Annotated in this window: 20 protein-coding genes; 9 read left to right on the top strand and 11 right to left on the bottom strand. The window is 48.4% G+C overall.

What is annotated here, in order from left to right:
- Positions 1-5: 5 nt before the first annotated feature.
- On the bottom strand, positions 6-611 hold the full coding sequence (locus F5971_RS10655) for an arylesterase (RefSeq protein ID WP_036511853.1): 606 nt from the start codon (positions 609-611) through the stop codon (positions 6-8).
- Here F5971_RS10655 and F5971_RS10650 point away from each other — a divergent pair.
- Both F5971_RS10650 and F5971_RS10645 read left to right on the top strand, forming a co-directional pair.
- Positions 610-1305, top strand: a complete 696-nt coding sequence (locus tag F5971_RS10650; protein ID WP_193494967.1) for an ABC transporter ATP-binding protein — start codon at positions 610-612, stop codon at positions 1303-1305. The two genes, F5971_RS10655 and F5971_RS10650, sit on opposite strands and share 2 nt — an antisense overlap.
- Positions 1302-3770 carry an ABC transporter permease gene (locus F5971_RS10645; RefSeq protein ID WP_193494966.1) on the top strand — a complete coding sequence of 823 codons (2469 nt, stop codon included), beginning with the start codon at positions 1302-1304 and terminating at the stop codon, positions 3768-3770. Before F5971_RS10650 ends, F5971_RS10645 begins: the two co-directional genes overlap by 4 nt.
- A gap of 34 nt (positions 3771-3804) precedes the next feature.
- Here the strand turns inward: F5971_RS10645 and rpiA are convergent, their stop codons facing one another.
- Positions 3805-4482, bottom strand: coding sequence for a ribose-5-phosphate isomerase RpiA (gene rpiA / locus F5971_RS10640; protein ID WP_036511843.1), 678 nt, complete (start codon positions 4480-4482; stop codon positions 3805-3807).
- 131 nt (positions 4483-4613) lie between these two features.
- Here rpiA and ilvA point away from each other — a divergent pair, with 131 nt between their 5' ends.
- Positions 4614-6131, top strand: coding sequence for a threonine ammonia-lyase, biosynthetic (gene ilvA, locus F5971_RS10635; protein WP_193494965.1), 1518 nt, complete (start codon positions 4614-4616; stop codon positions 6129-6131).
- Between the two features lie 73 nt (positions 6132-6204).
- On the opposite strand, the gene F5971_RS10630 is transcribed toward ilvA, so the two are convergent.
- The 3 genes from F5971_RS10630 to F5971_RS10620 all read right to left on the bottom strand — a co-directional run bounded on the left by F5971_RS10630 (position 6205) and on the right by F5971_RS10620 (position 9953).
- On the bottom strand, positions 6205-7206 hold the full coding sequence (locus F5971_RS10630) for a TAXI family TRAP transporter solute-binding subunit (protein ID WP_202806867.1): 1002 nt from the start codon (positions 7204-7206) through the stop codon (positions 6205-6207).
- 75 nt (positions 7207-7281) lie between these two features.
- Entirely contained in the window at positions 7282-7734 is a 453-nt protein-coding gene (locus F5971_RS10625) for a universal stress protein (protein WP_036511839.1), read from the bottom strand.
- Between the two features lie 11 nt (positions 7735-7745).
- Complete coding sequence (locus F5971_RS10620; protein WP_193494964.1) at positions 7746-9953, bottom strand: TRAP transporter permease; 2208 nt, start codon at positions 9951-9953, stop codon at positions 7746-7748.
- 405 nt (positions 9954-10358) lie between these two features.
- On the opposite strand from F5971_RS10620, the gene F5971_RS10615 reads away from it, so the two are divergent.
- Positions 10359-11954: a methyl-accepting chemotaxis protein gene (locus tag F5971_RS10615; RefSeq protein WP_036511834.1), complete on the top strand. Its 1596-nt coding sequence runs from the start codon at positions 10359-10361 to the stop codon at positions 11952-11954.
- Between the two features lie 26 nt (positions 11955-11980).
- Here the strand turns inward: F5971_RS10615 and F5971_RS10610 are convergent, their stop codons facing one another.
- Entirely contained in the window at positions 11981-13342 is a 1362-nt protein-coding gene (locus F5971_RS10610; protein ID WP_089503632.1) for a sigma-54-dependent transcriptional regulator, read from the bottom strand.
- Positions 13343-13354: 12 nt separating this feature from the next.
- On the bottom strand, positions 13355-15640 hold the full coding sequence (locus F5971_RS10605) for an ATP-binding protein (protein ID WP_193494963.1): 2286 nt from the start codon (positions 15638-15640) through the stop codon (positions 13355-13357).
- Between the two features lie 173 nt (positions 15641-15813).
- Between F5971_RS10605 and F5971_RS10600 the strand changes: the two genes are divergently transcribed.
- Both F5971_RS10600 and gshA read left to right on the top strand, forming a co-directional pair.
- The gene (locus F5971_RS10600; protein ID WP_193494962.1) at positions 15814-17961 is read left to right on the top strand and encodes a Tex family protein; all 2148 of its coding nucleotides are present in this window, start codon (positions 15814-15816) and stop codon (positions 17959-17961) included.
- A gap of 88 nt (positions 17962-18049) precedes the next feature.
- On the top strand, positions 18050-19618 hold the full coding sequence (gene gshA, locus F5971_RS10595) for a glutamate--cysteine ligase (RefSeq protein WP_051514471.1): 1569 nt from the start codon (positions 18050-18052) through the stop codon (positions 19616-19618).
- Between the two features lie 31 nt (positions 19619-19649).
- On the opposite strand, the gene F5971_RS10590 is transcribed toward gshA, so the two are convergent.
- On the bottom strand, positions 19650-20036 hold the full coding sequence (locus tag F5971_RS10590) for a flagellar basal body-associated FliL family protein (protein ID WP_036511832.1): 387 nt from the start codon (positions 20034-20036) through the stop codon (positions 19650-19652).
- Positions 20037-20220: 184 nt separating this feature from the next.
- Here F5971_RS10590 and rsd point away from each other — a divergent pair, with 184 nt between their 5' ends.
- Both rsd and F5971_RS10580 read left to right on the top strand, forming a co-directional pair.
- Positions 20221-20694, top strand: coding sequence for a sigma D regulator (gene rsd, locus F5971_RS10585; protein ID WP_193494961.1), 474 nt, complete (start codon positions 20221-20223; stop codon positions 20692-20694).
- Positions 20691-21668, top strand: coding sequence for a WD40 repeat domain-containing protein (locus F5971_RS10580; protein ID WP_036511828.1), 978 nt, complete (start codon positions 20691-20693; stop codon positions 21666-21668). The genes rsd and F5971_RS10580 overlap by 4 nt, the downstream gene beginning before the upstream one ends.
- 44 nt (positions 21669-21712) lie before the next feature.
- Here the strand turns inward: F5971_RS10580 and F5971_RS10575 are convergent, their stop codons facing one another.
- Both F5971_RS10575 and F5971_RS10570 read right to left on the bottom strand, forming a co-directional pair.
- Complete coding sequence (locus F5971_RS10575) at positions 21713-22405, bottom strand: FKBP-type peptidyl-prolyl cis-trans isomerase (RefSeq protein ID WP_193494960.1); 693 nt, start codon at positions 22403-22405, stop codon at positions 21713-21715.
- A gap of 84 nt (positions 22406-22489) precedes the next feature.
- A complete protein-coding gene (locus tag F5971_RS10570; protein WP_193494959.1) occupies positions 22490-22984 on the bottom strand; it encodes a TIGR02444 family protein in 495 nt (164 codons plus the stop codon).
- A 19-nt stretch (positions 22985-23003) separates the two neighbouring features.
- Here F5971_RS10570 and F5971_RS10565 point away from each other — a divergent pair, with 19 nt between their 5' ends.
- The gene (locus F5971_RS10565) at positions 23004-24941 is read left to right on the top strand and encodes an ABC-F family ATP-binding cassette domain-containing protein (protein WP_193494958.1); all 1938 of its coding nucleotides are present in this window, start codon (positions 23004-23006) and stop codon (positions 24939-24941) included.
- Positions 24942-24952: 11 nt separating this feature from the next.
- Here F5971_RS10565 and F5971_RS10560 read toward each other — a convergent pair whose 3' ends face one another.
- Complete coding sequence (locus F5971_RS10560) at positions 24953-26272, bottom strand: HDOD domain-containing protein (RefSeq protein WP_193494957.1); 1320 nt, start codon at positions 26270-26272, stop codon at positions 24953-24955.
- Positions 26273-26275 lie beyond the last annotated feature (3 nt).

Raw genomic sequence — 26275 nt, 5'->3', positions numbered from 1 at the left:
TTACGTTAATCTTCTAACAGGCGCTCAACAAACGGCCAAACATTGTCGAGTATCACGGGTTGTGCCTGTGCATTCGGATGAAGACCATCAGACTGCATGAGATCCCAATTAAGTGCAACATTTTCAAGTAAAAAGGGAACTCTATCAACCTCATAATGGTCTGCTACTTCTGTGAATAACTCAAAAAAAGCGTCGCCGTAACGCGCTCCATAGTTAGAAGGGATGCGTATACCAATTAACAGAACTTGAGCATCAGCAGCTAAGGATAGCTCAATCAAAGTGGATAAGTTTTCACGGATAACAGAGATGGGGGTTCCTCTTAATGCGTCATTCGCACCCAGCTCAATCAACACCCACTGAGGTGTATGAGTGGCGAGCAAAGATGGCAGACGATTCAAGCCACCACTGGTCGTTTCGCCACTCACACTCGCATTGACAACTTGATAGTCGGCTGATTCTTGAGACAATCGATCAGCCATAAGAGATACCCAGCCTTCAGACGGCGAAATACCATAGGCAGCTGACAAGCTGTCACCTAAGACCAATAGGGTTTTCGCCTGTACGGTGTTAACCAAACCGATTAATAGCAATATGGATATGAGATAACGCATGACACTCCTTACCCCTGATGGATTCATTCTTGAAGCTCAGAATGTCGCAAAATCCTTTCCAGCACAAGAGCAACGGCTCGAACTCTTCTCCGCACTCTCGCTTCAAGTCAAACCCGGTGAGAGTTTAGCCATTATCGGTCGATCCGGCGCCGGTAAGTCCACGCTATTGAGTTTACTGGCAGGCCTTGACCAACCCAGCTCAGGACACATTAAACTGGCAGGACGCGATTTGTCCTTGATGGATGACGCACAGAGAGCGGCCTTTCGCTCGCAATATATCAGCTTCATTTTTCAATCCTTCCATCTACTACCCGAATTAAGCTCGCTGGACAATGTACGCCTGCCGCTGGAAATACGTGGAGACAAACAGGCCGAGCAACACGCACTCCAGTGGTTAAAAGAAGTCGGTCTTGAAAAGCGCGTTCACCATTACCCCGCTCAGTTATCAGGCGGTGAACAACAACGCGTTGCCATTGCCCGGGCCTTTGTTACATCGCCGCAATTACTCTTTGCCGATGAACCTACCGGAAACCTGGATGATGAAACAGGCCAACAAATCATTGAACAACTGTTTAGACTAAACGCGGAACAGCAAACAACGCTCATTCTGATTACGCACGATCCAGATCTTGCTTCACGCTGCCAACGTTGCGTCACGCTTAATAATGGGCACTTAACTGAGAGGTCGCTATGAGCGCTTCTGTTCGCATACTCAGACGCCAGATGCAAGGCCAGCTGCGCACAACGGAGTGGCGGGCCTTACTCATTGCCACGTGGATCGCGATTACCCTAACAACCCTTTTATCGCTCCTCGGTGACAGACTCGAACGCGGCTTACTCCGTGAGAGCGCGTCCGTCCTTGGTGCAGACATGGTGTTAAGCAGCCAACGCCCCATTCAAACTCTCCGCTTACAGCAAGCCACAGATGCAGGCCTAACCAGCACATCGGTCATTCAGTTTCCAAGCATGATCAGTGCAGGTGACGAGATGATGCTGAGTTCGGTGCGGATCGTGCAATCCCCCTATCCCTTACGAGGCCAAATTCAAACTCGCCCCTCCCAAGAAACCGACATCCCTGAGCCAGGGCATGCCTGGGTCGAAGCCAGAGTGATGTCACAGCTGGGCCTTAGCCTCGGTGACAGGATTGAATTGGGGTACACCGAACTCATCGTCAAAGCTGAACTGATCAGCTCTCCCGACAGGGGCAGCGGATTCAGAAGCTTTAGTCCTCAAATACTGGTCAATGAGGCGGATCTTGAAGCCAGTGGGATTCTTGCACCCGGTAGTCGAGCCGAATTCAGGCTTTTATTGTCGGGATCAAGCGAACAGGTGACTGCCTTTGCGCAGTTTTTGAAGGAAAATCTCGGTGATGAAGAGCGGCTTTTTTCACTTCAGGATGAACAACCCTTAGGCGGCAATGCCTTGGCTAGCGCATTGAGCTATCTGAAACTCACGTCATTGATTGCACTTTTACTGTCGGCATTAACCATATTCTTAAGCCTTAAGCGCTTTAGCCAAAGCCAGCACCTTCGCTGCGCTTTGCTGTTAAGTCTCGGCATGACACAGCGCTCAATGGTTGTATTGTACTTGATGCAGCTGGTATTGGCTTGGGCCGTACTTGCTCTTATGGGCTCGTTTACAGGGATCGCGCTGGAGCACATGGTTTCACGCTGGCTAGATGAGCTCCTCCCTCAATCCCTGCCCGCTCCCGCTCTTTGGCGCTATTTTACCGGTGCGGGTGTTGGCCTAGCGCTCTTGGTTCTACTGGGACTGCCGCCCATTTTGGGCCTATCAAAGGTTTCAGTCAGTGCGCTCTTTAGAGATGAAGATATCAAAACCGAACGGCGCGGGTTGGCATTACAAGTAATGTGTGCCCTGCTTCTGCTCGTTGTGTTATTGAGCTTCCTAGAAGCACCTATGGCGGCATTCATTTTATTGGCCTTCTTGCTCTTGGGTGGAGCCGTACTGGGCACCATCGCCCAATTCTGCTTGAAACATCTTGCCACACCTCTGGCCAAACGGCTGTTGCTGGGGCGTTTATTGGTCATGCGCCTACGCCAACAACGTCAGTGGCACCGTTTACAGTCTGCGGTTGCGATTTTGCTTTTAACACTGCTGAGCGTGGTGTGGGTGAGCCGTACAGACCTGCTAAAAGATTGGCAGGCGCAAATCCCTGACGACACACCCAACTACTTTGTCGTCAATATCCAGCCTTGGCAAACCGAAGGGCTACAGAGCTTTCTTGATGACGCCAATGTGAATGCCGTGTTTTTTCCGATGGTCAGAGGTCGCATCACCACCCTGAACGGAGCACCCATTCATGCCCAAATGACGCCCGAACAACTTGAGCATAATACGCTAAATCGTGAGTTGAACTTGAGCTGGAGCAATCAGGCACCTGCACACAACATCATGACCGAAGGCGAATGGTGGCAAGGCGAGACATCCGGCCCGCTGATCTCAGTTGAGGAGGAAATGGCACAAATTTTAGGGCTGAAGCTCGGTGATGTCTTAGGGTTTGATTTAGCAGGATTAGAAGTAGAAGCTCAAATTGCGAACCTACGCAGCGTCGAGTGGACATCCTTCCAGCCTAATTTTTATGTCATTTTTGACGAAGCAACTCTGAATCAATTTCCTGCGACCTATATTACGAGCTTTCGTTTAGGGCAAGAGCAACAAGAGCTGGCAAATCAACTCGTACGAGCATTTCCATCCTTAACCCTAATTGATATCGATCAAATGCTGCTGCAACTCAATCAATGGTTGACGCGCTTAGGGGATAGTTCGGCACTGATTCTTGCGCTGAGTCTCGTTTGCGGCGCCATGCTCATGTTGCTAACCCTGCAGCAAGCCTTAGAGCAACGTCGCTATGAGGGCGCTTTACTGCAGACGCTTGGAGCAAATGCGAAGCAAACCCAACAGCTTGACCTATTAGAGCTAATGTTACTCGGAGGACTGTGTGGATTCATGGCGGCCATCATCGCCGAAGGCATTATTGCCTTGCTCTACATTCATTTGCTGGACATTGCACCGCAATTGCATCTCGGCCTTTGGCTAACATTACCCTTGGCAAGCTTTGCATTTTTCACCGTAAGCGGCGCGTTACTGCGAAAACGGCTCACGCTTGACCAATGTTACCGCTTATTAAGAGCCCACTAGAGTAGAGAGAGCCCCATCAGGGGCTCTTTTTACATTACGAACGTGCGCGCAGCTCTTCAACACCAGCGGGTGTCGACATGAGCACCACATCAGCAGGACGGTTCGCAAACAAGCCATTCGTCACCACCCCCACTATGTTATTTAAGAAACGCTCAAAGGCTTTAGGGTCGAGTATTTCCAAATGATGGACATCTAAAATGATGTTGCCATTATCGGTGATACACCCTTCTCGATACACGGGCTGCCCATCCAGTGCAGCCAACTGACGTGCCACATAAGACCGCGCCATTGGAATGACCTCTATCGGTAAAGGAAAGCGCCCAAGCACATCCACTTGCTTACTTTGATCGACAATGCAAATAAACTCTTTTGAAGCGGCCGCCACTATCTTCTCACGCGTCAGTGCAGCACCTCCCCCTTTGATCAGGTTGAGCGCACCATCAAACTCATCAGCGCCATCAATGTAAAACGCTAAGGATCCCGCACTGTTAAGATCAAACACCTCGATGCCAACTTGACGTAAACGCTCGGCGGTTGCCTCCGAGCTAGCAACCGCTCCTGCAAACTGATCACGACAGGATGCCAACGCCTCAATAAAACAATTGGCCGTTGAACCCGTACCGACACCGATAATCATGTCTTTTTCGAGACGAGGTCGAATCATGTCAACCGCCGCCTGGCCGACAGCCTTTTTCATTTCATCCTGTGTCATCACTTTTCACCTATTGTTGGCAGAATAATCGCTAATTATACGCAACACCTTACCATGCTTGTAGACGCTAGAGGTTATAGCCGATAACATCAGTTCTCTTTTCTTATTCACTTTGGCAAACTTGGTTCGTTATGGCTCACCGGTATATCAAAAAAATTCTTGAAGCTCGGGTTTACGATGTTGCAGTCGAGACCCCTCTCCACCTCGCTCCCTCTCTTTCCAGCCGATTGGGCAACCGAATTTTATTGAAGCGTGAAGACATGCAACCCGTGTTTTCCTTCAAGCTCAGAGGTGCCTACAACCGTATGGCTCAGCTGACCGAAAGTGAAAAGGCGGTAGGCGTCATTACGGCCTCAGCCGGAAACCATGCACAAGGTCTAGCTATGTCGGCAAAGGCAATGGGCGTAAAAGCCACCATTGTCATGCCAAAAACCACACCCGAGATAAAAGTCAGCAGTGTAAAAGCTCGAGGTGGGCGTGTTGTCCTGCATGGAGACACCTTTGATGAAGCGCAAGCGCACGCCAAACGGCTTGTCAGTGAAAAAGGCTACACCTATATTCCACCTTTCGACGACCCAGATGTGATTGCCGGACAAGGCACGATTGCGATGGAGATCCTTCGTCAGGAAAGCGGCCCTATCGAAGCCGTATTTGTGCCCGTCGGTGGTGGTGGCCTCATCGCGGGTATCGCTGTATACATCAAATACCTGCGCCCAGACATTAAAGTAATTGGCGTCGAACCCGAAGATGCGGCCTGCCTTAAAGCCGCGCTCGAAGCGGGTGAGCGAGTGATCCTACCGCAAGTCGGTCTCTTTGCAGACGGAGTGGCGGTCGCACAAATTGGCGAGCACACCTTCGAATTAGCAAAACAGTTTGTCGATGAAGTCATCACAGTAACAACGGATGAAATCTGCGCCGCCGTTAAAGATATATTCGATGACACTCGCTCTGTATGCGAACCTGCAGGTGCGCTTGGCGTTGCGGGCGTCAAAAAATACGTTGAACGTGAAAAAATTTCTGGCCAAACCCTGATCGCTATTGATTCGGGCGCGAATGTTAACTTTGATCGTTTGCGACACATTGCTGAACGCTCGGAGTTGGGTGAAAAACGTGAAGCGATTATCGCGGCAAAAATCCCTGAGCGCCCAGGCAGCTTCAAGCAGTTTTGCACAGCCCTCGGCAAGCGCAATATTACCGAGTTTAATTACCGCTACAGTGATGATAATCAAGCCATCATTTTTGCGGGTGTTCAGATCAAGCCAGACAATGATGGCCGCAAAGAGCTTCTCGATACCCTCAAAGCGCATGATTTAGAAGTGACAGACCTGACGGATAACGAAATGGCGAAAATTCATATTCGTTACATGGTCGGTGGCCACGCACCTGCGAGTGTGACCAACGAAGTAATTTATCGATTTGAGTTTCCTGAGCGCCCCGGTGCATTAATGCTATTTTTGAATAAACTCGGTGGGCGTTGGAATATTTCAATGTTTCACTATCGCAATCATGGTGCGGCCTACGGGCGTGTCCTTGCAGGCATGCAAGTGCCTCCTGAAGAACGTAGCCTAGTTGCCACTTATCTTTCTGAAATTGGCTACACCTATTGGGAAGAAACCGACAACGACGCCTATACACTTTTTCTAGGCTAAACCATAAAAAAAACCCTCGCAAGCGAGGGTTTTTTACAGGCCTGATTAAATAAATGAGACCTTAAAACAAAACTTACTTCTGAGCGTCGTTCAAGGTATGACCTTTTTCTTCCCAGAACTTAGCTGCACCAGGGTGAACAGTGTTGACGATACCGTCTAGAGCACTTTCAACCGTCATTGCAGAGGCAGCGCTAGACACAGAACGCATGAACTCCAAGCCGCTGTCTGAGTAAACTTCAGACACCATGTTGTAAATCATCTCTTCAGACATGTGACGTCCAGTAACCCACAAGGCTGAGTCTTGAATGGTCACTACATCGTAGTCTACGTTCGGGTAAGTTCCCGCTGGGATGGTTACCTGAGCATAGTAAGGATGATCATTGAACAATGTTCCTTTCTCAGCCGCTTCATACACTTGCAACAGTTTTACACGATTGCTGGTAGCCGCTTGGATAACAGATGCATTCGGGAAGCCTGCAAACACCCACAGCGCATCAATTTGACGGTCACCCAACGCAGAAGCACCTTGGTTGTAACCTATGTACTGAGGGCTGATTTTGTCCCACAGACCAACACCTTCAAAGAAACGCTGTGCAGATGCTGCCGCTCCAGAACCCGCAGGTCCTACAGCAACATTTTTCCCAGCCAGCTGACTTACATCGGTGATGCCAGCGCTATCCAGTACAATCAAGTGCGCAGGCGCACCAAACATGTAAGAGATCGCCTGAACGTTACGGTAACGACGGGTATCGTTCGTCAGCTGACCTTCTGAACCTAAGTAAAGATCGCCTGAGTAGACAATACCAAAGTCCGCATCACGCGAGTTAACACGTCTTAAGTTCTCAACGGAACCCGCTGATGCCATATTCGACACGTCAACGCCGTCAATTGCACGTGATAAACGTGTTGAGATGCCATTAGAGAAAAACTGGAAGGTACCGCCATCTGGACCACCGGAAAACGCCAAACGCTGAACCGATTGAGCACTGGCCATAGATGCAAAGGTAAGGGACACAGCCGCAACTGCTGCTGCCGCTAATGAAGCCGTTTTTTTGAAATTAAACATGGCTGACATAAAGATTTCCTCTTTTGTATTTATCATTTTTTATGGGTGTATCACGTTTTGCTTTCACAAAACAATTCATCTTGCTCAGATTCGAACGGTCAATACCGGAACCTTCGCTTCACGTATCACTCGCTCAGCCGTTGAACCAACGAGTACTTTTTCGATACCCGTCCGCCCAGCTGTGCCCAGTACAATGAGGTCCACTGACTGGGTATTTGCAACACGTAAAATCTCTTCTTCACTGCGCCCGATGACAACATCGGTAACTAGCTCAATACCTTTTAGCTTTTCAGAAGAAAGGTATTGTTTACAAAAGTCTTTCATATCTGCAATCGCATGGGTCTCGACCTCGCGCGCAAAGATTTCGACCACTTCAGCAGGTAAACGTCGGCGACGCTTATCCGTCAACTCAGTGATGACATGCAAAACATAGAGCTGAGCACCCGAAAGGTGTGCAATCTCCAACGCATGTTGGCATGCCTTATACGAGCCTTCAGAAAAATCGGTCGCGAACAGTATTTTTGTATACAACGCCATAATCGTGTCCTTTATTCAGGCTTAGTGGTAAGCGCTTCAACGCCACTTTGTTTGGTCACATCACGCTGCATCCAATACACGACCGCAACTAAGGCCAAACCGATTGCATCAGAGATCAGCGTTGGCCAGTAGAGTGCAACGGTTGCAACTCCAAGTATAATCCACTCAAGTAATGTCGTTTTACGACGCGCGTAGCCGATGGCAAATGAACAGAACGCAATGGTTCCCATCACCGCCGATGTGTACGCAATCAAAATGTCAGTGGTCGAGCCATCTAGCAGCATTGCGGGTACGAAGGCAAACAGCAGCGGCATGATGTACAGCATTTTTGCGAACTTGAATGCGGTCCAACCGGTTTTCCATGGATCTGAACCCGCAATCGCCGCCCCAGCATATGCCGCCACACACACAGGTGGTGTTATGTTGGAGTCTTGTGAGAGCCAGTACACAATCATATGTGCCGCAATGACAGTTACACCCAAATCACCCAAAGCCGGTACGGCAAGGACAGCAACGATCAAGTATGCCGCCGTCACTGGCACACCCATGCCCAAGACCAGGGAGGCAATCGCCACTAGCACTAGAGCCAACAATAAATTACCGCCAGCCATTGAAATGATGAGATCTGAGAATTTAAGGCCCATACCGGTCAAGGAGATCGTACCCACGATCACACCAATAACCCCCATAGTAGCCCCTACAATCAGCGTATTGCGCGCACCAATTTGGATAGCATCCCAAATCTCACGTGGGCCCATGCGCGTCTCTTTTTTGATCCAGCTAACAGCGATACAGGACAAGGTCGCCCAGAATGCCGCATTGCCTGCAGAACGTCCACTTAACAGTAGAACGGTAATGATCACGAGTGGCAGTGCAAAGTACCATCCCGACTTCAAAACCTCCTTCCAGTGCGGTAACACTTCACCCGGAGTACCAATCAAATTGTGTTTTTTAGCTTCAAAGTGAACCATCATAAAGATAGATAAGAAGTAAATGAACGCAGGCCCTATGGATAGAATCATGATGGTGGAATACGGCGTCCCCGTCAATTCCGCCATTAAGAAGCCACCCGCACCCATGATCGGAGGCAAGAACATTCCTCCAATAGACGCAGCAGGCTCAATTGCACCGGCAACATGTGGTTTAAACCCTGCACGTTTCATCATTGGAATGGTGAATGCTCCTGAGGACACGGTATTCGCAATAGCACTACCGGACACTGAGCCAAATAAGGCTGAGGACATAACAGCTACTTTTGCAGGCCCCCCCGCAGAACGACCCGCCAAGGCCAAAGGCAATTCAATAAAGAACTTTCCAGCACCTGATTTTTGCAAAAACGCGCCGAAGAAAATAAATAGAATAACGTAGGTCGCCAGAACACTCGCCATCACACCAAACACGCCGTTGGTCGTCAGGAACAAAGAGGTTGCTAAACGTTCAATACTAAAGCCACGGTGAGCAAACAACTCAGGCAAATACGGGCCATATAAGCCAAACGCAATCATACCAATACCGATTAAGGTAATGGACCAGCCTAACACGCGTCTACAAACTTCAAGCGATAAAATCAAACCCACTATACTGATGAGATAATCCAACTCATGTTCGGCACCTGCACGGTAGTTTAATTGCTCAAATTGGCTGATCCAGTACATGACTGACGCCGTTACCATTAAGCAGAGAAGAATATCGCTGGCCGTTGGAGTGCTGGTAAAACGCTTCGCCATCCACTGATCCAGTGGCACCAATAAAGCCGCAAAAGGCAAGGTTAATAAGAATATCCAGCCCAACAAACCAAACTCTTCTGCATAGGCAACGCCCAATCCATCATATCCGGCAGTCTCTTTAAACATCATGACTTGCTGATAAAGTGCGTAAGGTGATTCAAATACAAAGAAGGAGTTAATTAATATCGATATGAGAAAACCAGTCAAAATCGATAAGGAGATAGCCATTCTGCGTGATCCGGCGGGGTAAAGCAAAAACACCAACGCAAAGGTAATCAGGACATACACACCTAAGTGGTATTGTGTGCTTAAGGCTTTGAAACCAGCACCATAGAAATAGATCAAAACCATTATGGCGCCTAACGCCGCGACTAACCACTTCCAGACCCCACCGAGCCGACGCTCTGTTTTGGCGTCTTTCTCCATGAGCTCTTTTAGCTTGGCTCGCTCTTCTGGGCTGAGTGCATCAAGCGACTTATCAGTATCAGACATTTTTCTTAACCTCTGGGGTTGAGTTAACACGGTCAAAACTTATGTTTATTGTGGTGACACAGTTGTAATTAACTTTAGTCCAGATTTACTGTTTACCAAGCTTATAACTGCGCGATGTACCATGAGCAATCTATAAGCAGGATATATGCCAACTCAAAAATTTATCAGACTTATCAATACATATCATAAACTTACATGCACCGTATAAATTATACATGTCCATACACTCAATGAGTTTGGCGACTAACCATCCATATAAAAAATCAAATTGGCGGATTTCCACACATTTATTTCGTTATGAATCAGTACACTTACAATAGGTGCGTTATTGTAAATGCCTGTTATACTTGCTTTCTGATTAAAACAAGACTGTACTCTTTTTATTGTTGAGCACTGAGGTTGAAGATGTCTATTAAAACAAGAGTTAACCTATCACTCCTAGCCGTATTTTTTATAGTGCTCATCACATCACTCACTGTTATTTATCGCAGCGAATCGTCGCTGGTCAGTCAAGTTGCCACAACCACCACCATTGATACGGCCGACTCTTACTTCGATAGCATCAATATTCTGATGCTCAGCGGCGCAATGGGCAATCGTAAAGCCTTACAAGACAAAATACTCAGCAATGAGTCCATTACTGAAGCTCGGATTCTTCGCAGTGATGCCTTAAACAGCATCTATGGCCCCGGTTCTAGCGACTCTGTGGTTCGGGACGACTTGGATCGGCGCGCCATGCAAGGCGAGCGAATTATTGAAGAAACACGTGATGGTAACGGCCACCGCTTAACCGTTATTCTCCCCATGAAAGCCATCCCGGATTACAAAGGCACCAACTGTATGCTCTGCCATCAGCATCCAGAAAATACGGTTTTGGGAGCGGTTCGTGTAACCTATTCCTTGGATCAAATGAACCAAGCCATTCGAAGCAACATGATTAATGTTGCACTGATTGAACTTGCATTATTTATTGCAGGCATATTGATGATCAGCTATGTCTTAAACCGCGTGGTGATTTCACCGCTCAATCGTTTCGCGAAGACACTGCATCAGATTGAAGAACATAATGATTTTAGCCTACGAGTTCCAGTCGATGGAAAAGATGAGATTGGGCGTATGTCCATGGCAGCTAACGCACTCCTCTCCAATATTCAAGCCAGTTTGCAACATGTGAGTGACACCGTCTCAAAACTCTCAAGCTCTAGCAGTCGAATTAATCATATCGCTCAGCGCACCAGCGGCTCCGTGATGCATCAACAAGAGCAAACATCCTCGGTCATGGCCGCGATTACTCAGATGAGCCACTCGACTGAGAGCGTCGCGTCAAGCGCAGAGGAAACCGTTGCGGCCTCCGAACTTGCCAGACAAGAAAGCGAGTCCGGTCGACGCATTACCGATGATGCGATCGACTCTATTACCCATTTACGCCAGAACATTGAACAAGCCACTCGTGTTATTCACCAATTGGACCAACAAAGTCAAAATGTTGATACCGTCCTTGAAGTGATTCGCAAAATTGCTGAGCAAACCAACCTGCTTGCGCTCAATGCGGCGATTGAAGCTGCTAGAGCGGGCGAGCAAGGCAGAGGGTTTGCCGTAGTGGCAGATGAAGTACGAACACTGGCCAGTCGGACGCACTCATCAACGGAGGAAATCAACACTATCATCTCCACGCTTCAAGCTGGCGCGAGAGAAGCCGTTCAAGCGATGGAAAGCTCTCTAAAAAGTGCAGACTCGGGTGTCACACAGGTTGAAAACTCAACCCGTGCATTTGCCACCATCGCCACCGAAATTGAGCGCATAAACAGTATGAACCATCAAGTCGCTCAGGCTATTCATGCCAACTCAGACGTTGCCAATCAAATTGATACTAGCATTCAAGCCATAAACCACAGTACAGACGAAACCTCGGAGCATGCTCGCTTCCTAAACGATGTTTCACGTGAACTGACCGATCTTGCGACACAGCTGGAGCAGATGCTATCGCGCTTCAAGCTGTAAGAGACTCATCGACCTAGACAAGAAGGCTATTTGTAATCTTTTTTGTCTAGGTCGTACTTACGCATTTTGTCGTACAGGGTTTTGCGCGGCAATCCCAAGCTATCCAGCGTATCTTTGATTGAGCCTGCATGGCGTGACAGTTCAGTGTGAATCAAGGTTTTCTCGAAATACTCCACCTGTTCCGGTAAGGTCATGGCTCGTCCTACGGGCGCTCCAGTGATCGGCCGGTTATCAAAATCAAATGTACAACTTTCACCCAAGAGCACGTAACGTTCAGCGAGATTTCGCAACTCACGTACATTGCCAGGCCAATCATGCAACATCAAACTGCGCATACGCTCGGCAGACAAGGGCAACACCTCTCGACCGTACTGAGCTGACGCAATCAGCGAGAAATGATGGAAGAGCAAAGGAATGTCCTCTCGCCGCTCTCGTAAGGGGGGAATATCGACACGCAGCACATTTAATCGATAATACAGATCTTCTCGAAATTGCCCTTGTTCGCACAATTGGCGCAATTCCGCCTTGCTGGCAGCAATAACACGCAAATCCAAATCAATCACCTGATTCGAACCTAAACGCTCAATTTGTCGATCCTCCAACACTCTCAGCAATTTGATTTGCAAAGAGAGCGGCATGCTTTCAATTTCATCCAGAAAAAGCGTTCCACCATTGGCATGCTCCAGCTTACCAATACGCCTAGATCGAGCATCGGTGAATGCGCCTGCCTCATGCCCAAACAACTCACTTTCTATGAGCGCTTCGGGCACAGCTCCGCAGTTAATCGCCACTAAGTTCTTTTCTTGACGTGAGCTGTGCTCATGGATGTAACGAGCCAATAAGTCTTTACCACAACCCGTTTCAGCCATAATTAGAATGTCGGCTGAAGTGTCCGCGATTGCAGACACTAAACGTCGCAACTGTTGCATTTTTTCTGACTTACCAATCACCCTTGGACCTGGCGCACTTTGCGCCTCCAGCTCCATTTTTAAATGACGGTTTTCAAGGGTCAGATGCCGCTTATCCAAGGCCCTGCGGACCACATCCAGCAGCAACTCAGAAGCAAAGGGCTTTTCAATAAAATCGTAGGCGCCTTCTCGAATGGCTTTGACAGCCATGGATATGTCCCCATGTCCGGTAATCAAGATCACGGGTAAGGTTGGGTCTTTCGCATGAACTTTACGCATCAACTCCAAACCATCCATGCCCGGCATATTAATATCGGTAATAATCACGCCTGGCCAGTTGTCATCCACCAGGGCTAAGGCGTCCTCACCTCGGCTTAAGGCAGAGACATCATAGCCCTCCAGTTCTAGAGTCTGACCCGCGGCAAGGCGAACGTGCTTTTCATCATCCACCAGTAATACAGGGCTGTTCATTGGTTGCATAGGTTATTTTCTCTATACGCGTTCTGACGGTGAGGGGCACTCTATATGACCCGGAATGGAGGCCATCGGTAGACTAATCACGAAGACAGCTCCTCCATCTGCATGATTTTTGGCTATCAGGCTTCCTTGTAAGGACTCAGCAATACGTTGGGAAATGGATAAGCCTAACCCCAGCCCTTGGCCAGCTGTTTTTGTTGTATAAAAGGGCTCAAAGATCCGCTGTGGATCGTTGATACCCGGCCCATAATCTCTAAAACTTATATCTATCATGGACTGAGACGAGGTTAAACTAACATCAATACGCGGATTTTCATAACCTTCCATCGCTTGAATAGCATTCGCTAACAAGTTTACAAACACCTGCTCGAGCCTCAAACTATCGGCCGTTACATAGACCTCCTCAAGACCTGAAGGCCAGCTTACCTCGATCCCCTCTTTTTCGAGCTGCCCATACATGACGGACATTGCCCCATCACGAACCGCTTTTAGACACACAACCTCACTCTGTCCCGTGCTTTTGCGTGAAAACTCTTTTAAAGGATGTATAATTTTTGCCATACGCTCCGTCAGGCCACTAATCTCAGACAGATTACTGGATACCACTTCAAATCGGCCCCGCTCCAGAAAAGCCTTGGCATTGTCAGCATAATGACGAATAGCCGTAAGAGGTTGGTTAAGCTCATGATTAATTCCTGCAGCCATTTGCCCAAGCACCGCCAATTTTGCCGTCTGAATTAATTCATTCTGGGTATGACGATGCTGAGACATCTCATCCAGTAATCGCATGTTAATCTGACGCAAATCCGAGGTTCGCTCTTCAACACGAGATTCTAAGGCGTCGCGGGCCTGCTGCAAACGTTGCTCATATAGCTTACGCTCCGTAATGTCATGAATGGTTAACATAAATTGACGCTCACCCGCCACTTCCATGCGACCGATTGTTAACTCAATTGGGAACCAACCACGGCCTTTATGATAGGCCTGTGCTTCGATCGTGAGCTCATCCGGTGCGTCGGGTGCATCATTCATGATATGTCGCCAACACACGGATCGATCGGCCTCTGATAACAGCTGGCTAAAATAGTGCTCTCGGATTTCATCCGCTTTAATACCAAAGAGTTTCTCAGCCGTGGGGTTGAGATACCGCATCAACCCTTGTTCATCTAAGGTGATCAAACCTGCATGGGTGTTGTCGATAATCGCGCGGATTCTAGCTTCTGAGGACTCTAGTGCCCGGTGCTCCCGTAGCTGGAAATCTTCCCGTTGCTGAACAATACGATAACGCGCCAAGAGCACCATAACGAGCAACACTGTCGCAACATAAATAAACGCCACATGCGTCAAGGCACTGATCATGCGCTGCTCGACCGGCTTTAAACTCGCTAAAATTGTGACATTTAAATCCGCATCCGGCATGGAGCGTGACATTTTTAAGTATTGTCGCGACGTCAAAACCTCTTGATCGTCTCGATTTTTGTCCAAAATATCCGTCAGGGTAATTAACTGAGAGCCCGATGGCAGCGTATCTCTTTGAACAATGTCCAAAGGGTCCAAATCATGCGCGCCGTATCTTAGGCTTTCAACCACACGACGACGCTCATGTGCCGCTAAGGGGCGCAGCGTTCTAAACTTCCATTCAGGGCGTGTCGAAATGAAAATCACATCATCATTGTCCGTTACCAAAATGTCCTGCATGGGATCATTCCAATGATCCTCAACATCATTTAGGTCAATCTTCACAACGACCACACCTTGAATTTGTCCAGCCTCGTAAACCGGATAACTAAAAAAATACCCCCGCTGTTGAGACGTCGTGCCTAATGCAAAATAACGGCCAGACTGCCCTTTCATTGCATCGATAAAATAAGGTCTAAAACTGAAATTCCCCCCCACGAATGAACGGTCTAAAGCCCAGTTACTCGATGCAACCGTTTCACCCTCTGCATTCATTAAATAAGTATCGGATGCCCCAATGGTTGCATTCACATCTTGTAAATAAAAATTGATGCGCAATCTATCTTGCTCATTCATAGGAAGCGGAAGAATTGAGGCCAGCTCCGAGTAGCCAGACAGAAGCTTGGGTAAATCCTTGTATCGATCGAACTTTTGTTGGACACTCAAAAGATAGCGGTTAAGATCCGCTTCCGTTTTTCGCTCCAGTTCGGCCAGCGTTTGGCTGCGACTGATGTGCGCTGTTTGAACCATCAGCAGCGCAAACACAACCAATAGAACGACCACAATCACGGAGCGACGTCCAAGTCGTTGTGAGGTACTATCAGCTAGATAGGATGAATTCATGTGTCATGCCCTGATTAGCGAAGGGTATATGGCTTTAATGGTTCGTTTAAAATAGCACAACTTTAGTCTATATACTTTAACACTAACTTTCACTTTACATTTACCCATAATTTAAAGTGCCTTTTTCGTCCATCACACGTCACGAACAGGTCTGCGTCAACCTAAGGATACCCATGCACATTGAACTCAAATTGGCCAAAGAGCTAGACATTGGACAGCATCAAGTCTCAGCCACCCTCGCACTTTTGGATCAAGGGGCCACGATTCCCTTTATTGCCCGCTATCGTAAAGAAGCGACTGGCGGCCTCGATGACACCCAACTGAGAGACTTACACCAACGCCTGTTGTACTTACGTGACTTGGATCAGCGGCGCACGGTTATTATCGAGCAGATCAGCGAACAAGGCTTACTGACCCGCGAACTCAAAGACGCTCTGCTCAGCGCCGATACCAAATCGAGACTTGAAGATCTATACCTTCCCTTTCGCCCAAAACGGCGCAACAAAGCACAAGAAGCCCGTGAAGCCGGTTTAGCCCCTCTAAGCCAAACCATTCTGCAGCATTATCAAGACGATCCAAAAGGCGTTGCGCCTTCCTTCATCACGAAGGTTCCCCCCTTCGATACACTTGATGGAGTATTAGAGGGCACCAAGCATATCCTATTGGAAACGCTCACAGAACAAGCAGATGCCCTAGGTCACCTAAGACTCCAGCTCTGGAAGAAGGGGATCCTTAAGGTTCAAGTCGTTAAGGGGAAAGCGCAAGACGATAGCAAATATCGTGATTACTTTGAGTATGAAGAAGCCATTGCGAAAATCCCATCACATCGGGCCTTGGCTATCCTTAGAGGCCATAACGAAGGCGTGTTGAAATACGCCCTTAATTTACCTGAAGGCATGCTAGACACGCCCTTTTTCACCTTGGCTCAAGCCGTCAAGGTTCAGTATGCAAATAGTCACCCTTGGTTAAAGAAAGTGATTGAAGAGGCATGGAGTAAACGCTTAAGACCGCAACTTGAAACAGAGCTGGTGAAGCAGATGCGTGAAAGTGCGGATGCCGTTGCCATTGATGTGTTTGCCAAAAACCTGAAAGATTTATTATTGGCAGCCCCCGCTGGCGCGAAAGCCACACTGGGTTTAGACCCAGGCCTTCGCACAGGAACAAAACTCGCAGTCGTTAGTGCCACTGGCCAACTCCTAGCGTATGACACCATTTATCCCCACGCCCCGCATCATAAGGAAGCACAAGCGCTCGACACGCTGACTCGCTTGATCAAGAAACATGATGTTGAACTGATTGCGATCGGAAATGGAACGGCCTCACGAGAAACGCAAACCCTAGTGAGCCAACTGCAAACACTTATCGGACAATCGGCACCTACCGCTGTGTTGGTCAGCGAAGCAGGTGCATCCGTCTACTCGGCATCTGCCTTGGCCGCCGCCGAGTTTCCCGACCTAGACGTGAGCATCCGCGGTGCCGTCTCCATTGCTCGGCGCTTGCAAGACCCGCTTGCCGAATTGGTTAAGATTGACCCTCAGTCGATTGGGGTGGGTCAGTATCAACACGACATCGACCAGAAGGCCCTTGCCAGCAAACTTGATGATGTGGTCGAAGACTGTGTGAACTATGTCGGTGTCGATTTAAACATGGCCTCTGAGGCCTTACTTAGCCGTGTTGCAGGTCTCAATTCGACCCTAGCCAGCAATATCGTGGCATGGCGAAATGCATCCGGTCGCTTTGAGCAACGAAAACAACTGTTAAAAGTGCCAAGGCTGGGACCAAAGGCCTTTGAACAGTGCGCTGGATTCTTACGCATTCGTAACGGCGCTGAGCCTCTAGACAATTCGGCCGTTCACCCCGAATCCTATGACCTTGTTGCAGACATTGCGCGCTGTGTCGGCATGACGGTTCCTGAACTGTTAAATCAACCGGCTGTTCTAAAAACCTTGACTCAACGTCAAATTGATCAGCTCTCGACTGCGCGGTTTACGCTGACGGACATTTTAAAAGAACTCGAAAAGCCCGGCCGAGATCCACGACCCGAGTTTCAGTCCGTCCGATACGATCAACGGGTTCAAACACTTCAGGACCTGCAAGAAGGGATGCGACTGGAGGGGGTCATTACCAATGTAACCCCCTTTGGCGCGTTCGTCGATATTGGCGTGCATCAAGATGGACTGGTGCATATTTCACAATTGGCCGACCGCTTTGTAAGCGATCCACATAGCGTTGTACAAACAGGGCAAATTGTTCAAGTGCGCGTTTTAGAGGTGGATACCCACAGAAAGCGTATTGCTTTGTCGATGAAAAGTATAAATTAAATATCACATAGGTCGATTTCAGGACTGCATTTCAGCATGACTGGTTTATAATGCAGTCCTCATTTTTGACTGAATAGGAAGCTGAGTTTTGTCTGCAACCTTTGAGCAACATCTGCACCAGCTTGTCAGTAACGGACATGGCAACCTTCTGACACAGTTACAACATGGCATCGAGAAAGAGGGCCTGCGTCTTGATGGGCATGGGCATCTTTCACAGACCCCTCATCCCAAAGGACTTGGCTCTGCGCTGACCCACAGCGAGATTACGACGGACTACTCAGAAGCGCTGCTTGAGTTTATCACGCCCGTCTTCCACAACCCTGAGGAGATGATTCGTCATCTTGAGGATTTACACCGCTTCAGCTACGGTGTTTTAGCCGATGAAGTGATCTGGGGTGGCAGTATGCCTTGCTACATTCCTTCTGAAGATTCGATTCCTGTTGCCGAGTATGGTCATTCCAACATCGGTAAGATGAAACACATCTATCGGCTGGGCTTACAGCATCGCTACGGGAAAATGATGCAAACCATTGCGGGGATTCATTACAACGTCTCTCTTCCTGAGCAATTGTGGCCCGTCTACCAAAAAATGTGTCAGTTTGATGGCAGCATGAGTGATTTTCGCTCGGCCAGCTACTTTAAACTCATTCGTAATTTCCGTCGTCACAGCTGGCTATTATTGTATTTATTCGGTGCATCACCTGCCCTTAGTCAAAGCTTTTTGAAGGGCAAAGCTCACCAGCTGGAAACGCTAACACAGGACACACTCTATTTACCCTATGCCACCTCGTTACGCATGAGTGATCTGGGCTATACGAACAAAGCCCAGTCGAGCTTGAATATCTGCTTTAACCACCTGCAAAGCTACACCGACTCCTTGCGCGAAGCGATTCGAACCCCTCATGCACCCTATGAGGCCATTGGTGTAAAAGTTGATGGACAGTATCGACAGCTTAATGCCAACATTTTGCAAATCGAAAATGAATATTATAGCGACATTCGCCCTAAGCGTGTTGCTGAGTCTGGCGAAAAGCCGATACACGCTCTGATGACAAAAGGCGTTCAATACATTGAAGTGCGCAACACCGACATCAATCCGCTCATTCCTATGGGCATCAGCACAGAGCAAGCCTACTTTTTGGATGCATTTCTCGTGACCTGCTTACTCAGTGAAAATGATGAGCTATCATCCGACGAATGCGAAAGCATTGCTCAAAACCACCAGCGCATCGTAACACAAGGCCGCGCACCGGGTTTGACCTTACTCAGTGATGGCGTGGAAGTGCCGCGGGAAGCCTTGGCCGATAGACTACTGGACAAAATTGCAAAGACCGCCGCTGTTATGGATGAAGCCAATGGGTTTAGCTATCACAGCCATGCTGTTGAACAGCAGCGACGCTCTGTCCAAGATCCGAGCTTGACGCCCTCTGCACAGGTGTTAGAGCAGTTATCTGCCTCAAAGCTCAGCTACCACGACTGGATGTTTCAACTCAGTCTCAAGCACAAAGCAACATTAAGCCAAACACCCCTTGATGCCGTTATTCAATCCCGACTCGACAATGAAGCCATAACCTCGTTGCAAGAACAGGCCTCTATTGAAGCCAATACAGCAGTGGATTTCGACACTTTCTTGGCGGATTACCACGCCCGCAACTAGCTCACTGCTTCATTCGCTCGCCTAGTGCGCTCTACTGAGCCACTAGGCTGGTGAAAAACAGGTCACTGATTTGTGGGGCACCTGTTTCTTCAATCAAAAGGCGCTGCACGCTGTTCAGTGCTTTCTGCGCTAACAATGACTGAGATTCAATCGTCGACAAATCTCGTTCGCCCTGCTCCAAAAACAGGAAGACCAACTCATTGCGAATATGCGGAAGATGTTTATCAACATCTAAACGTGAACCATTTTCAGCGACTTGCAAAGTGACCTCTGCTTTCACGAATCTCAGCGGACCTGACTGAACCTGGCCAAAATTCGTTGTAAACGGCTTAAGCTCAACATAGCCAGGATACTCTTGCGCTTGCGCCTGCCCTACGCAAAGAATAAGCGCTAAACCTAATAATAGTCTTAATTTCATACGATTCTTTTCCTCGCTCTATTCATGTACGCCAAGCATCTTGCCTGCTCTATGATTCGCTGACCAGTTGTCGCTTCCAATCTCTGGCAGTAGTATTATGATAATTCACTTAAAGGTGTATTATGTGAATCATAATAACGTAAATAAACCCAGTACACCTTCTTGTCAGCAGGAGATCACTAAAATGCTTGAAAAATGTCGCAATGCCAAGGAGCGCTGGGGCGGTGTTAGCCGAATTATTGACCACTGGCTGGAACAAAGACAAGCGCTGATCAGCACGTTTATCAAACTCCCTGACCAACCTGTAGGTGAGCCCCTCAATAACTACATCGGTCTTTTCTGCTCCCAGTTAATTGACTACTTGTCATCAGGCCACTTTGAAGTCTATGAACAGCTTCTGCGTGAAGGTGATGAGTTTCATGATGGCAGTGTTGAAAAAGGCCAAAAACTTCTCTGCCTAATTCAGCGCTCAACGGATATGGCGCTTGACTTCAATGATCAAAACAACGGCTTCACAGAGCCCACACTCAGCGAGCTACGTGAGTTTCTCAATTCACTTTCGACCCTCGGTGAGGCGTTAGAAGAGCGGTTTGAAATTGAAGATCAAATGATCGCGGTGCTTCACACGTCTCACAAAGAGCAAGCAGCCGAAGCATGAGGCTGAGTCGACTGCTATTGGCCGCCAGCTTCGTATGTACGCTAAGTGCATGCGATAGCACAACGGGACCCGAGCGTTGGTTTGATGCCACCGCTCAGGGAGCGATGAGTGCCAGTCTCTCTAATTCTGGGCGCTATGCCATCGTTGGCTCATCTGATCACGGTGGAAGCCTTTGGGATATTCGTCAGGCTGAACGACTATACGACTGGAACCATCAGGCCGGGGGTTTTAGTGACCTTATCGCCGCAGGCTTTTCACCTGAAGGTGAGTATGCCGTGACCGCAACCACCATGGATCTTGTCTTATGGCAGGTGTCAACAGGGGAACCCATCTGGTTTTGGAGTGCTCCTGGCGAAATTCTTGATTTAGCGGTGTCACCTAATGGTGACTTTGCACTCTTAGGCCTTGCAAATCATCAAGCCGTTTTCTTTGATGTCAAACAAGGCGGTATTCGGCAAACACTCCGACACCCCGCTCGAGTGCGCAGTGTTGCACTCAGTGCCGATGGTCGTTTTGCACTCACTGGTGCCGATGACTATAGAGCTCGATTCTGGGATCTGGAAACAGGGGACCTCGTATCTGAGATTTTACTCGACAATATCGTCGACAGTGTCGCCCTATCCCCCAATGCACAACTTGCCTTCAGCTCAGGCGCACTCAGCCAAGCCGTTCTCTGGGATACGCGCAATGGTAGCTTAATCGGCTCTATCAGTGGCAATGAGACCTTTTTTAAACGGCGGTTGACGCACCTTGCTGCGCGTTTCTCAGACAATGGTGATCGCTTATTAACGGGGACAGCCTCTGGCAGCGTCTTTTTATGGGATACGAGGGATGGCAGACAACTAAGGCATTGGCAAATTCAGAAGCGCGACGTTTATGGCCCGGTAAGCACAGGTATATACGATGTTGCCTTTGATGCTGACTCAACCTACATTGCAGTTGGCAGCAATGGGATCATCAACATTTTAAGATAACCAGCACAGCTGCTGAATGGCAACTGCGCTGGCATGATCATCTGTTACTCAGGATTGACTTCAAGCAGCTCAACTTCAAAAATCAGTGTTTCATTCGGGCCAATTGCGTTGCCCATTCCACCTGGACCGTACGCCAACTTAGCCGGAATCACCAAGCGCGCTTTTCCACCTGGCTGCATTAGCTGCAAGCCTTCTGTCCAACCTGGAATCACACCATTTAGAGGGAAGGATACAGGCTCACCACGTGCGTACGAGCTATCGAACTCTGCACCATTGATCAACTCACCACGATAATGCACTTTGACCGTGTCCGTTGCACTTGGAGACGCACCTTTTCCGGCCTCTATGGCTTCGTATTGCAAACCAGAGTCGGTGGTCACTACACCCGAACGCTTGCCATTTTCAGCCAAGTACTCTTCGCCTTTTTTCAGGTTTTCTTCAGACAAACGATTAAACATAGCACGTTGTTCTTCCATACGTCGCTCTTGGTAAGCCTGCATCACCTCTCCAACTTCCTGAGGCGTCATTAAGGGCTCACCTTGGCTATACACGGTTTCTACGCCCCGACGAAAGGCATCTACATCCAACTGATCGAAGTCCTGAAGCAAATTCTCACCTAGAATTAATCCTAGGCCATAGCTTAATTTTTCATTTTCAGATGTCAGTGTCTGAGCTTGAACGACAGCGGCTGACAAGAGAGTGCCCGTAAGTGCAACGGCCAGTGTAAGCGTTTTCATGAAACGTTCCTTAGATGATTCCATCTTTATTAATCAATTCGTACCCAGTTAGTGAACTTTACAACCACAAAGTTCACTCGATACTCAATCATCAGGCTTATTTTTTATAGCCTCCCTGACGAGAGCATCAGTGTACTGCTTGATCGACTCAGGCTCAATCTCTAGCGATTGGATATAGGTGTGTATATTGTCCTGCATGATTTGTTCTACACCAAGATCTACCGCTAGCGTTTGCATGTCCATCTGACTCAATTGCCACAAATGGTACAAATCAATACGCTCTGCTTCTAACTCCACTTGCTTAAAGTGCTGGTAACATTCAGGATAGTCGTGACGCCAATCGCTTTGTCGAAAGTGATAGCGCAACGCACGCAATGGGCCCAACAACTCTTTTTGCCATGCAAGAACCCTTTCATTTAAAGCGCTAGGAAAGGGTTTGCGCTGGTGGGCCAACCAGCACGCGAAAAGCACAGGGTTGATCTGTACACCTTGTGCCTGAAGAGACAAACAGATATCTTCAACTCCCGCTTGACGATAAAGCTTCAACGCATAGTCCCATAAGGGATTGTTATAGATCATATCAGGGTAAATCCGCACAATGATTCAGTTACAGAACCTTAGCATACAACGTGGTGTTCAGCTCTTACTAGACGAAGCCAACTTGACACTTCATAGCGGCTGGAAAGTCGGTATTATTGGCAGCAACGGTGTGGGCAAGTCAACGCTCTTCCAACTCTTGCTGGGAAAACTGCACGCGGATGCGGGCGACTTATTGATGCCCAGTCACCTGACTCTGTCTCATATGGCTCAGGAGGTGGTTGGGTCAGATCAGAGCGCCATCGATTACCTTTTAGACGGTGACCTGCGCCTTCGTGAACTTCAAACTGAACTGCAGCAGGCCGAAAGTCATCACGAATCCGCTCAGCGCATCGGCGAATTGCATGCCGAACTCGAAAGTATTGACGGCTATCGTGCCGAGGCACGTGCCCATCAGTTACTATCAGGACTGGGATTTAAGCCCACTGATGCCAATCGCTCTGTCGCTTCATTCTCTGGTGGCTGGCGCATTCGTCTCAACCTTGCTCGCGCCTTGATGTGCCGCTCAGATCTCTTATTACTTGATGAGCCAACCAACCACTTGGACTTAGATGCCACACTTTGGTTGGAACAATGGCTGAAAAGCTACCCAGGCACACTCTTATTGATCTCACATGACCGAGACTTTCTGGACAATGTTGTCAGTCATATTGTGCACATGTCGGCCAAAAAATTGACCCTTTATAAAGGCAACTACACGGCCTTTGAGCGCGCCTTAGCGGAACGCTTATCACAGCAACAAGCTGCGTTTGAAAAACAACAAGAGCGTATAGAGCAGATTGAGAGCTTTGTTCGACGCTTTCGCGCTAAAGCCAGTAAAGCGAAGCAAGCGCAAAGCCGTCTTAAAGAACTTGAGCGCATGGAGCAAATTGCCCCTGCACATATCGACAGCCCCTTTAGCTTCAGTTTTCAATGCAGCGATAAAATATCTTCGCCACTCTTAACCCTATACGAAGCCAATCTGGGTTACGCCGCATCCACTGTGCTACAGAAGGTATCGTTATCACTCACCCCAGGTGAGCGCATCGGACTGCTTGGCCCCAATGGGGCGGGCAAGTCGACCTTTATTAAAACCCTCGTCGGTGATTTATCCCTCATGTCGGGCGAAAAATCGACTGGGGAGCATTTAAAAATCGGCTACTTCGCACAACACCAACTCGAAGCCTTAGACCTCGACGCATCCCCCTTTCTTCACCTGCAACGCCTAAGCCCTCAAGCCACAGATCAAGAAATACGTAATTTTCTAGGAAGCTTTGGTTTCGTTGGTGATGATGCATTAACGGAAATTAAGCGCTTTTCAGGCGGAGAAAAAGCACGAGTGGCCTTGTCGTTAATTGCATGGCAAAAGCCAAATCTTCTCCTCATGGATGAGCCGACCAACCACTTGGATCTTGAAGTCTGCTATGCCCTCACCCTCGCTTTGCAATCCTTTGAAGGCTCATTGATTCTGGTTTCACATGATCGGCACTTATTGCGCAATACCGTTGATCGTTTCTTACTGGTGGCCGATGGACAAGTATCCGAGTTCAAGGGAGATCTAGACGATTACCAAACTTGGCTCACCCAGCGTCGACGTCAAGATAAAAGTGAAGAGAGCAAACCCGATGAAACGGATGCATCAAGCAACCGCTCATTGACGGCGGCTGAGCGCAAAGAATTGAAACGCCAGCAAGCCGAGCAGAGAGCGGCCCTGCGCCCCTTAAAGCAACTCATCGAACACGATGAACGCAAAATTGCCACACTTGAACTGAAACTAAAAGAACTCGAAGAAAAACTCAGCGATACTGATTTATACAGTGCATCCCGCAAGGCCGAACTTACTCAGCATTTAGAAAGCCAACGACAGCTGCAAAAAGAGCTCAGCGAAACCGAAGAAAACTGGATGGAGCGCTTAGAGGAATATGAAGAGAAAGAAGCCGCACTCAGCCAAATGGGCTGAGTGCAGTAGCATCAATCCTGTTCCGCTATAAACTGCTTAGAGAGTGCTTCAAGGTGTATATAATGATCTTGAAACTCAGTCATTGCCTCTTGCGTGATTGCAAGCGTAAGACCCAATTGGGACAAAACACTTTCATCGATATGCTCGTCAATGGGACCGTCACATAGGTGCTGTTGTCTGAGCAGCTGAATTGAGATTTGTAATAGCTGCGTATAGGCATTTGAATCGTCTTCATTTTGAAAGCGTATCGCATGACAAACTTCAGCGGGTAACTTCCAGCTTTCAAATAGCCAAGCCGCAAGCTGCTCTCGCGTCAGCTTTAATAGTTGCTTCTCAATTAAATGGATGGATAAGTGAGGATTGGCTTCGATGTAACGCGTCAAGGTCGAAAATTGGGCCGGAAACAAATGCGCCAACAATAGATAACCAAAGTTATGCAACAAGCCTGATAAATACACTAAGCCGGGCTTAGGTCGCTGATTGACGGGCATTCGTAAAGAGAGCTGTTCAGCAAACGCCGCAACAGAAATCGACTCCAACCAAAAGGGCGTTGCACCTCTCACGCCTGTATCGGGAATATGCAACACTTTGCCCATGGCAACGCCTAAAGCTAAGTTCACGACCAGATCGAAGCCCAATACACGAATCACAGCATCCTCAAGCGAATCCACTTTACCAGGAGCGGCATAATAGGCTGAGGTTGCCCAGCTCATCACCTGAGCAGATAAGGAGGCATCGAGTCTGACTATATCGATCAGAGCCTGCACACTGACGCTCGAATCACTGCGCAAATTAACAAGTTTCTGCGTTGTGGGGCCAAAGCTAGGCAATGCAAGCGTTTCATCCAAACGCTGCTTAACACGTAGCGCCGAAAAGCGCTCCAATGCGAGTGAAATTGCTTCGACATCACTCACAGCGGGTACCTGAGCCATAATAGACTCACTCGATACGCTCAAATCACCCTGAAAGTCAGGCTTGGAATACCAAGAGGCTTTAGGGGTGAATCGAAGCCCTGTGTAAGGTTCCCAAAACTCGACTTCGGGCAAATCATAGGCTCTGATATCGACCATAAGGCTGAGGGAAAGCAGTTTTTTTTGCGCTCGTTCAGTGAGTAAATTGCCTTGACTGAAGAAACGAATTGAATCACTGCCACTCACGGGCTGAAGCAGTCGCCCTGTCACGCGCCAGACAGATGCTAAATTGAGCAGCGCACTGGCAGGTAAAATCACTAATACCTTACCCTGCTTATCGTGTAGCAGGGCTAAACGTAACACCTGCGGCTCAATTTTTGGTAATAAAGACACACCAACAGACAATTTAATACCCCACATCAA

Origin of the sequence: Nitrincola alkalisediminis, assembly GCF_009821115.1 — a bacterium.
Classification (GTDB): Bacteria; Pseudomonadota; Gammaproteobacteria; order Pseudomonadales; family Balneatricaceae; genus Nitrincola; species Nitrincola alkalisediminis.
This window is presented reverse-complemented; position numbering and strand designations above follow the sequence as displayed.